This window comes from Nocardia sp. NPDC046763 (assembly GCF_040645495.1).
In the GTDB taxonomy this organism is placed as follows: Bacteria; Actinomycetota; Actinomycetes; order Mycobacteriales; family Mycobacteriaceae; genus Nocardia.
Genome location: NZ_JBEYYI010000019.1, coordinates 12,193 through 27,311 on the forward strand (window position 1 = coordinate 12,193; position 15,119 = coordinate 27,311).

Here is a 15,119-nt window from a genome sequence, read left to right on the forward strand (position 1 = left end):
CTACTCCTACTGTTTCGCGAGCCAGCGGTGCACCAGCATGACGGCCATGGCGCCCTCGCCGACCGCGGAGGCCACCCGCTTCGCGGATTCCGACCGCACGTCGCCGGCCACGAACACACCGGGCACGCTGGTCTCCAGATGCTGCGGGGGACGGGGGAGTTCCCAGCCCGCAGGCCGTTCGCCGCCGACCATCAGGTCCGGTCCGGCCAGCACGTAGCCGGCGTCATCTCGCTTGACGATGCCCTCGAGCCAGTCGGTTTCCGGCGCCGCGCCGATGAACAGGAACAAACGCTCCGCGTCCACCTTTTCTTCCGTGCCGGTCTCGTTGCTGCGCAGCACGATCCATTCCAGGTGGTCGTTGCCGTCGGCGGACACCACCTCGGTGCGGGTATGCACCTTGATGTTCGGGATATCCGCGATCTGCTGAATCAGGTAGTGCGACATGGACGCTTCCAGCGACGCCCCGCGCACCAGAATGTGCACGGTCCGGGCCCGCCGGGACAGGAACACCGCCGCCTGGCCCGCCGAGTTCGCGCCACCCACGATGTAGACGTCCTTGTCGGCGCAGTCGCTGGCCTCGGTCATGGCCGAGCCGTAGTAGACGCCGCGGCCGGTGTATTCGTCCACGCCGGGGGCCGGGTGGTGGCGGTAGTTGACGCCGGTGGCGATGAGCACCGAGTGCGCCGCCACGCTGCCGCCGTCGGCGAACCGCACCACCCGCGCGGAACCGCAGGCCTCGAGGGCCACCACCTCCCGCGCGGTGATCAGCTCGGCCCCGAATTTCACGGCCTGCCGGCGGGCCCGGTCGGCCAGCTGCGCGCCGGAGAGACCGTCGGGGAAGCCCAGGTAGTTCTCGATGCGGGAGCTCTGCCCGGCCTGGCCGCCGGTGGCGGTGCGTTCCACCAGCACGGTGCGCAGACCCTCCGACGCGCCGTAAACCGCCGCGCCGAGACCGGCCGGGCCGCCGCCGACCACGATCAGGTCGTAGAAGTCGCTGGAGGCGTCGGTGTTCAGGCCCACGCCCTCGGCCAATTGCGCGTCGGTCGGCATGATCAGCACATCGCCGCTGGGATTGATGACGACCGGGCACTGGTCCTCGGTGGCATTGGCGGCGGTCAGCAACCGCGCCCCCTCCGGCTCGTCCACCTGGTACCAGCGATACGGCAACTGGTTGCGCGCCAGGAACTCCCGCACCTCCGAGCAGCGGGCCGACCAGCGGTGGCCCACCACCTTGGTCTCGGTCACCGGCTTGTGCTCGTCTCCCCGCCAGGCCTCCAGCAGGGCGTCGACGACCGGGTAGAGCTTCTCCTCCGGCGGATCCCACGGCTTGAGCAGGTAGTGGTCCAGGTCGACCACATTGATGGCCTCGATGGCGGCATTGGTGTCCGCGTAGGCGGTCAGCAGCACGCGGCGCGCGTACGGGTGCAGGTCCATGGCCTGTTCGAGGAATTCGACGCCGTTCATACCGGGCATCCGGTAGTCGGCGATCATGACCGCGACCGGCTGGCCGCGCAGTTTCATCTCCCGAAGGGCCTCGAGCGCATCGGCGCCGGACTCCGCCCGCAGAATCCGGTAGTCCGCCCCGTACCGGCGGCGCAGGTCCCGCACGACCGCGCGCGAGACGCCAGGATCGTCGTCGACGCTGAGGATGGCCGGCTTTGCGGTAGCTGGTGAAGTCACCTAACGAGTATGGGCTGATGAGGCAAGACCGCGAAGGCCAGACCGTGCCATGTTCGCGTCAGGCGGAACAGACCTGCGTTCTTGCTCGAACGCCCCCGGCACACCGGTTCAAATCCGGTGATGCTCAATGAGATCCATTTCGGTGGGGGTGAGCAATCGCTCGAGTCGCTCTTCGAGGGCGCCGTTGGCCTTGCGGCGGAAGCGCTTCGTCGGTTTGTCGAGCGTCATGGACTCCGCATTGGTACCGGACTCTTCAGCGGGGAGGAGTGGGACCGTCTTGGTCTCGAAGTGCAGGAGCGAACGCAGGTTCACGGCCGATCACCTCACGTTTCCCAATCGGAAAGCTGGTGGCAGTGTCTGTTGCTGCTTCGTCTATCCCACATTGTGCGCCGGGCATTACATTTCGGATATCAACAACCCCGGAATGTGATCTAGTTGGTTTTCAACCGCGGAATGAACCGACCGACCCACGCTGTACGTGCAGGTGGGGTGTGGTGATCCACACCACGGAGCCGAGGTGATCCACGCCACCCGAACTACGATGCGTGGTACCGATCGTTACGTCCCCGGAGGCAACGTTGCCGAAAACTCTCGAAGCCAGCATCGATATCGCGGCAGCACCCGAGCAGGTCTGGAGCGTCGTCGCCGACCTCAAGCGCATTCCCGAGTTCAGTCCGCAGACCCTGCGCATGCAGCCGCTGGGCCGCGTGGTGCACACCGGCACCTGGACGGTGAACCTCAACAAGGCCAAGGGCTACATCTACCCGACCACCTCCCGGGTGGTGCGGTTCGAACCGAATCGCGCGATCGCCTTCCGCATGACCGAGAACCGGACCATCTGGAGCTACACCCTCGAGCCCACCGCGGACGGCGGCACCAAGCTGGTCCAGCGGCGCGACGTCCCCAGCGGCAAGCTGCCCCGGTGGCTGCAGTTCACCATCGACACCGTGTTCGGCGGTGAACAGTCCTTCGAAGGCGCGCTCGAGGACGGCATGCAGGTAACCCTCGGGAAGATCAAGCAAACCGTGGAGCGCTGAGCGTAGGTTCGCCCTATGCGACGATTGACAGCGCTCTGCGCCGCCACGGCCGGTGCCGCGCTCGTGCTCACCGGCTGCGGCAGCTCCGACTCCTCGGGTGACCGGACGGTCACCGTCACCGGTACCGGAAAGGTCCAGGGCACACCGGATGTGCTCAATGCCGACCTGGGCACCGAGGTGAGCGCGGCCGACGTGTCCGCGGCCGTGAACCAGGCCAACGACAAGGCCAAGGCGATCACCGACGCCATGGTCACGGCCGGGGCCAAGCGCGAGGACATCAAGACCAGCGACCTGTCCGTGCAGCCCACCTACGGGACCGACGGCCACAACATCACCGGCTATCGCGCCACGAACACCATGCACGTGGCCGTGCGGGACCTGCCGAAGGCCTCGGGCATCCTGTCGGCGGCGGTGCAGGCGGGCGGCAACGACACCCGCATCAACTCGGTGGCCTTCGGACTGGAGGACAACACCAAGCTGCTGTCCGACGCCCGCGCGCGGGCCTTCGACGACGCCAAGAGCCGCGCCGAGCAGTACGCGGGCCTGTCCGGGCTGAAGCTGAAGACGGTCAAGACCATCAGCGAAAACGGCAGCGGCACAACGCCGACACCGAAACCGATGTACCGGGACACCGCTCCGGGCGCCGCACCCAGTATCAACCTCGAACCAGGCCAGCAGACGGTCACGTTCACTGTGACCGTCGCCTGGGATATGGGATAGCTCGTCCGCTGCGCGCCGCCGGGTGGCAGCGCGCAGCGGCGCTCACTTCCAGTTCGGCAGCTGGACCACCTGCGCCGCCCAGGACAACCCCGCACCGAAGGCGATGAGCAGTGCGGTGCCGCCGGGTTTGGCGTCGCCCGCGCGCATCATGGCCTCCATGGCCAGCGGGATCGAAGCCGCCGAGGTATTGCCGGTCTCCTCGATGTCGTTGGCCAGAGCGCACCGCTCGGGGAGCTTCAGCACCCGCGCCATGATCTCGATGATGCGACCGTTGGCCTGATGCGGGACCATCGCGTCCAGATCGTCCGTGGTCAGGCCCGCCCGCTCGATGGCCTCGCGGCACACCCCCTCCAAAGAGTGTGCGGCCCAGCGGAAGACAGCTGTTCCTTCCATGGCGAGGTAGGGCCGGACGGCGTCGAGGCCCTTCTCGTCGATCTCGCCGAAGAACTGAAGCCAGTCCTTGTCCTGGCGGATGGCGTGGTGCTGGGTGCCGTCCGATCCCCAGACGGTCGGGCCGATGCCCGGCTCGCTGGAGGGGCCGATCACCACCGCGCCGGCGCCGTCGGCGAAGAGGAAGGCGGTGCCACGATCCTTCGGGTTGACTGTGTCCGTCAGCTTTTCCACGCCGATGACCAGCACGTGCCGGGCGGTGCCGCCCTTCACCAGATCGGACGCCATGGCGACCGCGTGGCAGAAGCCCGCGCAACCGGCCGAGACATCGAAGGCGGCCACATTGTTCAGACCGAGTGCGGTGGCGACCTGCGGGCCAGCGGCGGGCGTGAGCAGTAGCCAGGTAGACGTTGCGACGATGACGCAATCGATCTGATTCGCGTCGATCTCCGCTGCTTCGATGGCGTCGCGGGCAGCCGCGGCGCTCATGCTGACAATCGTCTCCTCGGGGGAGGCGAAGCGTCGGTTGCGGATGCCGGAACGCGTCCGGATCCACTCGTCACTGGAATCTATCGGCCCGGCCACCTCGTCATTGGTGACGATTCGCTCCGGCCGGTACACGCCCAGCCCGAGCATGGCCGTGTGCTCTGCCCCGTTGATCGAGGCAATTCGAGCAGACATTGGTTCTCTCCTATGTACTGCGTACCGCGCGTCGAACGTGACCTTCATCGGGCTCCTCACCCCCCGCGGACCCACAATGCCGCAGACATGAGGCTCCCTCATCTTAATCGCGATAGCCTCTCATGCCAGTTCTTCTGATCACAATCGAGTGGTCATTGCCGGGTGGCGCACCTCCGGTCCGGGAGGCCGGGCGGCGGGTGTTCGGTCACCGAGAACGCGAGCGTCGAACCCACTTCACGTATCGTGTGATCGCGGTCCCTGACCGCATCTACCCCTGCATGAAAGAGGAGCCTGTGGCCCGCCGACCCACCCCGCCCGGCACTCCGGAACAGACCGGCCTCGGTCACGTCGCCGACCTGGTCCGCAAAGCCGTTCCGCCGCTGCATCCGGCAGGTCTGCCGTTCGTGGCCGCACCGTTGGCGGTGGCCACCCTCGGCTATCGGCGAAAGTGGCTGCGCCGCACGGGTTTGCTGGCGGCCGCGGCCTGCGCCACCTTCTTCCGGCACCCGCACCGGGTGCCGCCGAACCGCGCCGGCGTCGTGGTGGCCCCCGCCGACGGTGAGGTCGCCCTGGTGGACACGGCGGTGCCGCCGGCCGAACTCAGCCTGGGCGACGCGCCGCTGCCGCGGGTGAGCATCTTCCTGTCGGTGCTGGACGTGCACGTGCAGCGGGTGCCGGTGAGTGGCCTGGTGGACCAGGTCGCCTACCAGAAGGGCCACTTCCTCTCCGCCGACCTGCCCGAGGCCAGCGACCGCAACGAGCGCAACAGCATGGTCATCGAGACCGCCTCCGGGCAGCGCGTGGTGGTGGTGCAGATCGCCGGGCTGCTGGCGCGCCGCATCGTCTGCGAGGCCAAGGCCGGCGACAAGCTGAGCATCGGTGACACCTACGGCCTGATCCGGTTCGGTTCGCGTGTGGACACCTACTTCCCGGCCGGGACCAGGCTGCTGGTCACCCCGGGGCAGCGCACCATCGGTGCGGAAACGGTGCTGGCCGAACTGGATTCATGATGGAACAACTCGCGCCCACACCGAACGGGCGTCGCCGTAACCGCACTATCCGGCTGCTGCCGAGCATGGTGACCATCCTGGGACTGTGCTCGGGCCTGTCCGCGGTGAAGTTCGGCATGGAGGGCAAGCTGGGGATCGCGCTGGCGCTGGTCGGCGCGGCCGCGGTCTTCGACATGCTGGACGGGCGCATCGCCCGCATGCTGGACGCCACCACCAAGATGGGCGCGGAGCTGGATTCGCTGTCGGACGCCATCGCGTTCGGCGTCACGCCCGCCCTGGTGCTGTATGTGACCTTCCTGCACGCCGACAGCATCGGCTGGATCCTGGCGCTGATGTTCGCGGTCTGCATGGTGTTGCGGCTGGCCCGCTTCAACACGCTGATGGACGACGACAACCGCCCGGATTGGCAGCGTGAGTACTTCACCGGCGTGCCCGCCCCGGCGGGCGCGCTCATCGTGCTGACACCCATCGCGCTGTCCGAGCAGTTCGGCGACGGCTGGTGGGTGAGCTTCCCGGTGGTGGCGGTGTGGACGGTGCTGACCGGCCTGCTGTGCGTGAGCACGCTGCCCACCCTGGCCGTCAAGTCGGTGTCGGTGGCCCCGCGCAGCGCGCCCATCCTGCTGGTGCTGGTCGCGCTGGCCGCCGCGCTGCTGGTCACGTACCCGCTCATTCTGATGATGGCGCTGGTCGTGCTGTACCTCGGCCACATTCCGTTCGCGGTGCACTCCGCGCGCTGGGTGGCGGCTCGGCCCGAGACCTGGAACCACAAGCCCGCCGAGCGCCGCGCCCAGCGCAAGGCGCAGCGCCGCCAGCGCCCGCTGGCCGGTCGGGTGCCGCGGGTGTCGGTGTCCACGGCACGGCTGCGGCTGCGCCGACCGGGTCAGCGCGACCGGGTATCGAATCGCCCCGGGAGCTGAGACCCAACGGCCGGGCCACAATTCGCCCGCGGTGACGTCGGCGGACGGTCGGCCCGGGCAGAATTGAGGGCGTGACCGACGCACAGCCGGGTTTTCAGTTCACCGCTCGCCTGAACACCTCCCCCGCCGACGATCGGCGGGGGGTGGTCCGGTTACATCCGGAGTCGCTGGCGCTGCTGGGTGTGAATCCATGGGACGTGATCTCGATCGCCGGCGGCAGGCAGACCTCGGCGTTGGTGGCGACACCGGCGAAAGGCAAACCCGTCGGGCGCGGCGAGGCGCTGCTCGACGAGGTGACGCTGTCGAACGCGCACATCTCGGCGGGCTCGAAACTGACCATCGCGAAGGTGATTCCGCGCCGGGCCACCCGGATTTCGGTCACGGGCTCGCCGGACGTCATGCGTGCCATCGACGAGACGACACTGCGCCAAGCCCTGCAGGGCAAGGTGGTGTCGATCCAGGACGCCGTCTCGCTGCGCCCGATGGATCTGAAGCCCGGGACCAGCCGATCCGGTGTGGCCCAGCAGCTTTCGAGAGCCCTCAATATCGCCTGGACCTCCGAGCTGCTGCGGGTGACGGCGGTCGATCCCCTGCCCGGCCCGGTGGTCATCAGCACCAACAGCGCGGTGGCCTGGGGTTCGGGAATCGCGGAGACCGACCAGCCCAGGGCCCTGCTGGACGACTGCGATACCCGGTCCGACCTCCGGATCGGCGCCCCGGCGTCACGACCGGAATCGGCGGTCGCGGTGGCCGATCTGGCCGGGGTCCAGGCTCAGGCCGCAAAGCTGACGGAGTGGCTGAGCCTGGCGCTGGACGAGCCGGAGCTGTTGAAGAAGCTCGGAGCTTCCTCGCATCTGGGCGTACTGATCACCGGCCCCGCGGGCGTCGGCAAGGCGACGCTGGCCCGGGCGGTGACCGGATCGCGGCGGCTGGTGGAGCTGGATGGCCCGGCGACCGGCGCGACCGAGGCCGGGCCCCGGCTGCGCGCGGTGTCCGACCGGGTGGCCGAAATCTGTTCCGGTGCGGGCGGAGTCCTGCTGATCACCGATATCGACGCCCTGTTGTCGGCGCAGGCGGAGCCGGTGGCCACGCTGATCCTCGACCAGCTGCGCGGCGCCGTGGCGTGTGAAGCGGTCGCGGTGCTGGCCACCACGTCGAATGCGGCAGGTGTCGACCCGCGGCTGCGTGCGCCGGAGCTGTGCGACCGGGAGGTCTCCCTGCCACTACCCACATCCGGGGTGCGCACGGCGTTGCTGGAACAACTGTTGCGCAATGTGCCCACCGATGGCCTGAAACTGGATGAGATCGCCTCGCGAACACCGGGATTCGTCGCGGCGGACCTGACGGCGCTGGTGCGCGAGGCCGCCCTGCGGGCGGCCGCGCGGGCCAGCCGCGAGCACGCGGACCCCGTGCTGGTGCAGGAGGATCTGGCCGGTGCGCTGGAGGTGATCCGCCCGCTGTCCCGGTCCGGGTCCGAGGAGCTGACCATCGGGAGCCTGAGCCTGGACGACGTCGGCGACATGGTGGAGACCAAGCAGGCCCTCACCGAGGCGGTGCTGTGGCCGCTCAAGCATCCGGATTCGTTTCAGCGGCTCGGCATCGAGCCGCCGCGCGGGGTGCTGCTGTACGGGCCACCGGGGTGCGGCAAGACCTTTCTGGTGCGGGCGCTGGCGGGATCGGGCCAGTTGAGTGTGCACGCTGTGAAGGGCGCGGAGCTGATGGACAAGTGGGTCGGCTCCTCGGAGCGGGCGGTGCGCGAGTTGTTCCAGCGCGCACGGGATTCCGCGCCGTCGCTGATCTTCCTGGACGAGGTGGACGCGCTGGCGCCGCGGCGTGGGCAATCCAGCGATTCCGGCGTCTCGGATCGCGTCGTCGCCGCGCTGCTGACGGAACTGGAGGGGGTCGAGCCGCTGCGGGATGTGGTGGTGATCGGCGCGACCAATCGCCCGGAACTCATCGATCCGGCCCTGACCCGGCCCGGGCGGCTGGAGCGCCTGGTGTTCGTGCCGCCCCCGGATGCCGATGCCCGTGCCGAAATCCTGCGCACGGCAGCCAAATCCGTGCCGCTGGCCACGGATGTCAACCTGCGGCGGCTGGCTCGCGATCTGGACGGGTATTCGGCCGCCGACTGCTCGGCGCTGCTGCGCGAGGCCGCGCTGGCCGCCATGCGGCGCGATGTCGAGGCCGCCGAGGTCACTGCCGCGGATGTGACCGCGGCTCGCAAGGCCGTGCGGCCGTCGCTGGATCCGATCCAGGTGGAGGCCCTGCGGAATTACGCCGCCCAGCGCGAGTCGTCGACTCCGCCCGGAGACCCGTCCGGCTACGTCTGAGGCCTTTCCAGCAGGCCATACAAGACCGATAAGTCTGTTGCGGCCCCGGTTTCGCGGCGTGTCCGCCATGTGCGCCGGTCGTTCGCCGAATCTGTACAAAGTAGGCGAGTCGTACCAATCGGTACGCCTATCGCCGGTAATTTTGCGCTGGTGAGGTCGCATCAGGTAGCCGTCGAGACGATCACGGCGCTGGTCGCAGCAACGGTTGCCGGCCTGGCGCTGACCCTGCCCATCGACTTCGGCTGGACCTCGGAAACTTCAGCCCTGCAGCGAGACCTGCTGGCCTACACCCTGCCCCGCGCCGTGTCGGCGGGCGCGCTCATCGCCATGATCGCGGCGGTTCTCATCACCACGCTGGGCAGCCCCGTCGCGGCGTGGGCGACCACACTGGGCGGGTTGCTGATCCTGCTGGCCAATCATGTGTTCGGCCATGCGAGCGACCCGAATTCGTCGCTGTCCACCATGAACTTCACCGATTCCCTGACCGGCGGCCTGATCCTGGGCGCGCTGGGGGCGGCGGTGCTACATCGTCGGCTGCCCGCCTTCGGCTGGACCCTGGGCATTCTGATCAGCCTGCTGCTGGGTTCTGTCGATCCGGTGCCGCGGACCGGCGGCGGCATCGACCAGACGCGGAGCGATCACTGGCACGCCGGCGAAATACCGCCCATCTGGATGCTCGTGCTGGCGCTGATCCTGGTCGGCTTCGGGTTCCTGACCCATCGGAAGCTCGAGGTGCAGCAACGACTCTCGGCGGAGCTGCCGCTGGCCCCCATCCTGGCGGGCGTGGTTCTGGTGCTGGTGACGCTGGCCAGTGCGGAATGGCTGGCCCGGCACGGCGACAGCCATGCGGGCATCGGCCTCGCGGTGGCGACCGCGGTGGGGACCGCCATTGTCGCTGCCATGCTGTTGCCGGGCCGGGACGGCGAGATCGTGCTGCTGGCGGTGGGCCTGGGCGCGGTGGGTGCGGCGACCGTGGCGGCCGAGATGCCGGCCTGGTCGATCCCGGTGCTGGCGGCGGCAGCAGCTGTCGGCATGTGGGTGGGCAGCAGGCTCGGGGGACCCACGGTCTCCCTGGCCGCGGGCATGGCGCTCGGGGTGTTCACGGCGTTCACGGCCGATTCGACCCGGGCCTGGCTGATAGTGGGCAGTGCGGCGTTCGTGTCCTGGCTCATCGGTTTCGCTCTGCTGTCCACTCGGCCGCGCTATGTGCCGAGCCGGGTGCTGGGCACCCTGGTGCTGTTCGTCCCGTCGGCGGTGCTGGGCATGCGGGACTATGTGTCGCACGGGCACTACGCCACGCAATCCGCCGACAACGCGTTGATGTGCGCGGTGAGCTCCACCAGCACTGCGGCCCCGGGCTGGACGGCGATGCTGGTGGCCGGCGGCTGCCTGGCCGGGATCTACCTGCTGCGGCGCAGTCGCCCGCGGACCCCGGCCGCGACCGACACCACGCCCGATTCGCCTGAATCTCCGAACGGCGCGGCAACCTCCGGCTGACGGCGCAGCGACCGGCGAACGGTCAGGCGCGCACGGCGGATTCGAGTGCGGGAGCCGCGGTCACGGCATCGCCGAACCAGGTGCGGTAGAAAGCCGTCACATAACCGGCCAGCAGGCCGAGCATGACGATGCCCGCGGGCACCGGGTGTTCGGCGAAGCCGGTCGACAGGTACCGGTAGGACAGCAGCAGCCCGGCGAAGAGCGCGGCGCCGGCCGATACCAGCTGCACGCGGGTGCGGTCCCAGCCGCGTTCCGGTGCACGCAGGGCGGATTCGATGGTCAGACACAGCACCGCGCCGGCCACCAGATCCGCGCCGTAGTGGTAGCCGAAGCCCAGGGTGGCCGACAGGGTGGCCAGGAGCCAGAAGGTCCCGCCCCAGCGCAGCCAGACCGGCGCGGGCGCACCGGTGAAGGGGTCGCGGCGGGAGTGGACGAAGATCGACAGCGCCCACGCGGTGTGCAGCGACGGCATGCAGTTGCGCGGGGTGTAGTGGTCGAAGGCGATGGAACCCGGCGAGAGATCCACCGGCGGCACGACATTCGGCCAGTAGCCGCCCAGGGAGAAGGCGTGGCCGTCCGCGCCGAACGCGAACATCGGCCCGACGACGGGGAATACGACGTAGAAGACGGGGCCGATCAGGCCGAGCACCAGGAAGGTGCGCACCAGGTAGTGCCTGGGCCAGTCCCCCGTCTCGACCACATTGCGCAGCTGCCAGATGGTCACGATCATCGCGCCGACGGGCAGTTCGATGTAGACCCAGTGCAGCACGGTGGAGGCGATGGGACCCAGCCAGTCCAGCAGCTGCCCGATCAGCCAGGAGGGGTCGCCGAGGGCATGGTCCACCAGCACGATGTGTTCATCGAGCACCCGGGGCCCGGCCAGCACGGTGATGCCCAGCCAGACGTCGGCGACCTTGCTGGACAGCACCAGCAGGATGCCGAGCGCGGCGGCGTGCAGCGCATTGGTCCGATCCTTGCCCTGCCACTTCCAGCACGCGAGCCCGATGATGGCGAGCAGCACGAGGACGGGGCCGTTGCCCATGGCCAGTGGTCCACCGGACAGCGTCCGAACCGCTTGGTACACAAGGTCGATGCCGAGCGCCGCGCCGACCGCCAGGAACCGCCGCCGCCAGCTCAGTCCGATGAGCGCGAGCCCGAGCCCGGCCCACGGCACGGTGAAGGATTTGGCATTACCCGCGAAGTCGTCCCAGATGCTTTCGAGCGGACCGGTGAAGTGGTGGTGCGTGGCCACGAGCTGCAGAACGATGAGCAGCGCCGCCCCCACGGACAGCGCGGCTGTCAGGCCGGCGCGCGGCGACAGCATCCGCAACCCGGTTCGGCGCGCCTCGCCGCCGATTCGGAAGTGCGGATCGTCGAGCAGCATCCAGCCATAGTAAACGCCGCATGAACGCCAGCTCGGTGAGTAGTTGAACGCCGCCCATCTCATCGGATGAACAGGCCCCGGTCAGCGCGGCATCACACCTGGCCACGCGTACACCGTACGTATCCGGTCGTAATCGAAATCACAGGCGTGCAAGACGGTTCGGCGGTGCGCGAGTTCGGGGACCTCAGTACTCGAGTTCGTGGACCAGCGAGTCGACGACCGCGACCAGATCGCCATGCGCGGCCGCGGCCACCCGGCGCTGACGCTGATAGGACGCGCCCTTCTTCGGGATGTCGGCGACCATGGCGAGCTCGTTCTCACAGCCGAGGCTCTTGGCGGTCGGCTCCAGCCGGTTGAGTAGTTCCATCAGGTCTTCGGTGACCAGTCGCTCATTGCTGTCGACGTCGGTGATGACGATGGCGTCGAGCCCGTATCGTGCTGCGCGCCACTTGTTTTCCTGCACATGCCAGGGCGGCAGGATGGCCGGCATGGTCTCGCCTGATTCCACCCGGCGGTCGAGATCCACCACCAGGCAGTGGATCAGCGCCACGATGGCGGCCAGTTCGGCCTTGGTGGGGGTGCCGTCGCAGACGCGGACCTCGATGGTGCCCCACTTGGGCGCGGGCCGGATGTCCCAGTGCATGCCGCCGAGTTGCTCGATCACACCGGTTTTCATCTGGTCGTGCACGAAACCCTCGAACTGGTCCCAGTTCTCGAACTGGAAGGGCAGTCCAGCGGTGGGCAGCTGCTGGAACATGAGCGCCCGGTTGCTGGCGTATCCGGTGTCGACGCCGGCCCACATGGGCGAGGAGGCCGACAGCGCCAGCAGGTGCGGATAGGACCGCAGCAGCCCGTTGAGGATGGGGAAGACCTTGTCCGGGTGGGAGATTCCGACGTGTACGTGCACGCCCCAGATGAGCATCTGGCGGCCCCACCACTGGGTGCGCGCGATGAGTTCGTCGTAATGCGCACTGCGCGTGAGCTGTTGGGTGGACCACTGCGCGAAGGGATGGGTGCCGGCGCAGAACAGGTCGACACCGACCTGATCGGCGGCGCGGCGCACGGCGTCCTGGGTGGCGCGCAGTTCGTCGACCACCTCGCTCACGGTGTCGTGCTTGCCGGAGACGAGTTCGACGGTGTTCTTCAGCAGTTCCTTGGTGATCTGCGGGGTGCCGTCCCAGGCGCGCAGATCACCGCAGGCTTCGAAAACCGCTGCGGCGGTGTTGGACAGGTCGCGCGTGCGCTTGTCGACGAGCGCGACCTCCCACTCCACGCCGAGCGTGGGCCGGGGCGATGAGTTGAAGGGGACCTTCGTTCTGCCTGCCCCGGCCATGGCTCACCTCGAGAGGGTTCAGGCGACGACGCCGCAGGCGACCCGTGCACCCGCGTCGCCGGTCGCGAGGGTGTCCGCATCCGGTGCGGGCGCGTACCGGGTGGGAATGTTGCCGAAGTTGTCGGCGCCGGCGTGGATGATCAGGGCCTTGCCCTTGACCTCGTCGAGGGTGAAGGCGTCGGTGGTGGTGGTCAGCTTGGCGGTGCCGTCCTTGAGCACCTCGAGCGAGGTCAGGTCGCCGCTGGCCGGGTGGGTGTTCTGGTCGCCGACCTGCAGGTGGCCACCGGCGGAGAGGAAGTCGCCGGGCGCGCCGCCCGCCGGTGCCGTGGAGTTGGGCTCGCACTTGCCGACCTGGTGGACGTGCAGGCCGTGGAAGCCGGGCTTCAACCCGTGCGCCTCGACGACCAACTCCAGGTGCCCGCCCTTGTTGGTGAAGGTGGCGGTACCGATGGACTGACCGTTCGAGTCCTTCAGGGTGGCCGAGACCGAGTCACGCGGCTCGGCGGCTCCCAGACCGCTCGGGGTGCCGGCGGGGGCCTGCGAACTGGTGAACACCGGCGGGGTCGTCCCCTTGACGTCGCTCGACTCCTGGCTGTTGGAGCAGGCCGTGAGGCCGAGGGCGGCGACCGCGAGCACCGGAGCAACAGTCCACCAGGACGGGCGACGAGTTGTGGACGAGGCCATCGGGGAACTCCTTTACGAGTCCGAGTTTATCGGGAAAGCAGGGTGGACATAGTTCGTACCGGACAAGATGATGCCAGAGACGTGCGTGTGTCCCGTGGAGGGGCCGCACGGTTTCTTTCGAGCGACCTGACGGCGCCCTGCCAACAGCGATTCAGTGCCGTCTCGACAGCGATTCAGTTGCCCGTGACGATGACGATGACGCCGGTGGGTGAGTCCGAGATTCCGGGGAACCGGGGTTCGGCCGAGCAGCCCAGTTGCGCGGCGATGGCCTGGGCCAGCGCCTGCTCCTTGGGCGAATTGCCGTAGTACACGGTGGTTTTCGCAATGACACCGTTCGGGTAGTTGCCCACCTCGGTGACGTTGTACCCGTCGGAGCTGAGCTGGTCGCCGGTCTTCTTTGCCAGGCCGGGCACGGTGCCATTGTTGTAAACCCGCACGGGAAGGGTCTTGTCGACGCCCGCGGCCGCGGTGGTGGTGGTCGTGGACAGCGCCGTGGTGGTGGTCGCGACCGGCGAGGTGGTGGCCTGGGCCGAATTCTGCTGTGCCGCAGGGGTAGTGGCCGCGGCGGCGCTGGACTGCGAGGTCGAGTCGGCACTGCTGCTCGAGGAGTCCGAACTCGACAGCGACATCGCGCCCAGCCCGGCGAACACGATGGCCAGCGCGATCAGGACCATCGCCAAGGCCCGCAGCGGCGGGCCGCCGGCCGGCGAATTCGGGTTGCTCACAGCGTCGAGCCTAATGGGTGAAGGGGCGCCCGCGCGGGATCAAGCGCGTACGCACGCGGTGTTGGAAGCTGCTTCACGTTCCGGCGGTGGTTCACACCTGGAAACCGAGACGGCGTGCGGCCCTGGTCTTCTGGCGGCTGGCGCGTAGCCGGCGCAGGCGCTTGACCAGCATGGGGTCGGCTGCCAGCGCCTCCGGCTTGTCGACGACCGTGTTCAGGACCTGGTAGTAGCGGGTGGGTGAGAGGTCGAACAGCTCACGGATGGCTTCCTCTTTCGCACCGGCGTACTTCCACCACTTGCGTTCGAAGTCGAGAATGTCGAGCTCGCGGCGGGAAAGCCCGTGTACGCCATCCTCGCTGGAAGGGCCGTCCTCGCTTGCGGGAATGTCGCGTGCCGCTGCGCTGTCCATAGTGCTCCCTCGCCGAGTGGTCACCAGACGAATATGGTGCTTGTGCGTCGCCGATCATTCAACCACGCGGCGGAGTCGTCCCGATGTGTGCCAATCGGCGTGTTCTGACGAACCCCCCGGCGTGTCGTGCTTGTTCTGCCCCTCCGCTTCGCCCCGGGGGCGGGGTTCGCGGCCCCGAGGTCTCGATTCTTCCCTCCTCCGCTCCTCCGCTTCGCTCCCGTATCCGCTCCGAGCGCGGCGAGGCGGAGCGCAGTCCAGAATCGAGACGGCCGCGAACCTGCGGGCGGGTGTCCAGGGGGCGATCTCTTGGAAAAAGCAGCCC

Annotated in this window: 14 protein-coding genes; 6 read left to right on the forward strand and 8 right to left on the reverse strand. The window is 68.5% G+C overall.

The annotated features are described in order from the left end of the window. Nucleotides 1–6 precede the first annotated feature (6 nt). Together ABZ909_RS27500 and ABZ909_RS27505 are read right to left on the reverse strand one after the other, a co-directional pair. Complete coding sequence (locus tag ABZ909_RS27500) at nt 7–1,680, reverse strand: FAD-dependent oxidoreductase (RefSeq protein WP_357004811.1); 1,674 nt, start codon at nt 1,678–1,680, stop codon at nt 7–9. A 108-nt stretch (nt 1,681–1,788) separates the two neighbouring features. Then, nucleotides 1,789–1,992, reverse strand: coding sequence for a hypothetical protein (locus ABZ909_RS27505; protein WP_357004814.1), 204 nt, complete (start codon nt 1,990–1,992; stop codon nt 1,789–1,791). Nucleotides 1,993–2,258: 266 nt separating this feature from the next. Here ABZ909_RS27505 and ABZ909_RS27510 point away from each other — a divergent pair, with 266 nt between their 5' ends. Together ABZ909_RS27510 and ABZ909_RS27515 are read left to right on the forward strand one after the other, a co-directional pair. Further along, nucleotides 2,259–2,717: an SRPBCC family protein gene (locus ABZ909_RS27510; protein ID WP_357004817.1), complete on the forward strand. Its 459-nt coding sequence runs from the start codon at nt 2,259–2,261 to the stop codon at nt 2,715–2,717. Nucleotides 2,718–2,732: 15 nt separating this feature from the next. After that, on the forward strand, nt 2,733–3,437 hold the full coding sequence (locus ABZ909_RS27515) for an SIMPL domain-containing protein (RefSeq protein ID WP_357004820.1): 705 nt from the start codon (nt 2,733–2,735) through the stop codon (nt 3,435–3,437). A 42-nt stretch (nt 3,438–3,479) separates the two neighbouring features. Here the strand turns inward: ABZ909_RS27515 and ABZ909_RS27520 are convergent, their stop codons facing one another. Continuing rightward, entirely contained in the window at nt 3,480–4,508 is a 1,029-nt protein-coding gene (locus ABZ909_RS27520; RefSeq protein ID WP_357004823.1) for a beta-ketoacyl-ACP synthase III, read from the reverse strand. A 293-nt stretch (nt 4,509–4,801) separates the two neighbouring features. On the opposite strand from ABZ909_RS27520, the gene ABZ909_RS27525 reads away from it, so the two are divergent. The 4 genes from ABZ909_RS27525 to ABZ909_RS27540 all read left to right on the forward strand — a co-directional run bounded on the left by ABZ909_RS27525 (nt 4,802) and on the right by ABZ909_RS27540 (nt 10,262). Continuing rightward, on the forward strand, nt 4,802–5,518 hold the full coding sequence (locus ABZ909_RS27525) for a phosphatidylserine decarboxylase (RefSeq protein ID WP_357005137.1): 717 nt from the start codon (nt 4,802–4,804) through the stop codon (nt 5,516–5,518). Then, the gene (pssA, locus tag ABZ909_RS27530) at nt 5,518–6,435 is read left to right on the forward strand and encodes a CDP-diacylglycerol--serine O-phosphatidyltransferase (protein WP_357005140.1); all 918 of its coding nucleotides are present in this window, start codon (nt 5,518–5,520) and stop codon (nt 6,433–6,435) included. Before ABZ909_RS27525 ends, pssA begins: the two co-directional genes overlap by 1 nt. A gap of 71 nt (nt 6,436–6,506) precedes the next feature. Further along, on the forward strand, nt 6,507–8,765 hold the full coding sequence (locus ABZ909_RS27535; protein WP_357004826.1) for an AAA family ATPase: 2,259 nt from the start codon (nt 6,507–6,509) through the stop codon (nt 8,763–8,765). A gap of 150 nt (nt 8,766–8,915) precedes the next feature. After that, nucleotides 8,916–10,262 carry a hypothetical protein gene (locus tag ABZ909_RS27540; protein WP_357004829.1) on the forward strand — a complete coding sequence of 449 codons (1,347 nt, stop codon included), beginning with the start codon at nt 8,916–8,918 and terminating at the stop codon, nt 10,260–10,262. A 22-nt stretch (nt 10,263–10,284) separates the two neighbouring features. Here ABZ909_RS27540 and ABZ909_RS27545 read toward each other — a convergent pair whose 3' ends face one another. The 5 genes from ABZ909_RS27545 to ABZ909_RS27565 all read right to left on the reverse strand — a co-directional run bounded on the left by ABZ909_RS27545 (nt 10,285) and on the right by ABZ909_RS27565 (nt 14,797). Then, nucleotides 10,285–11,586, reverse strand: a complete 1,302-nt coding sequence (locus ABZ909_RS27545; RefSeq protein WP_357005143.1) for a DUF5933 domain-containing protein — start codon at nt 11,584–11,586, stop codon at nt 10,285–10,287. A gap of 244 nt (nt 11,587–11,830) precedes the next feature. Continuing rightward, nucleotides 11,831–12,979: a glutamate--cysteine ligase gene (locus ABZ909_RS27550; protein ID WP_357004832.1), complete on the reverse strand. Its 1,149-nt coding sequence runs from the start codon at nt 12,977–12,979 to the stop codon at nt 11,831–11,833. An 18-nt stretch (nt 12,980–12,997) separates the two neighbouring features. Continuing rightward, entirely contained in the window at nt 12,998–13,663 is a 666-nt protein-coding gene (locus ABZ909_RS27555) for a superoxide dismutase family protein (RefSeq protein ID WP_357004833.1), read from the reverse strand. Nucleotides 13,664–13,836: 173 nt separating this feature from the next. After that, nucleotides 13,837–14,388, reverse strand: coding sequence for a LytR C-terminal domain-containing protein (locus ABZ909_RS27560; protein ID WP_357004835.1), 552 nt, complete (start codon nt 14,386–14,388; stop codon nt 13,837–13,839). A 91-nt stretch (nt 14,389–14,479) separates the two neighbouring features. After that, nucleotides 14,480–14,797 carry a DUF3263 domain-containing protein gene (locus ABZ909_RS27565; RefSeq protein WP_357004837.1) on the reverse strand — a complete coding sequence of 106 codons (318 nt, stop codon included), beginning with the start codon at nt 14,795–14,797 and terminating at the stop codon, nt 14,480–14,482. Nucleotides 14,798–15,119 lie beyond the last annotated feature (322 nt).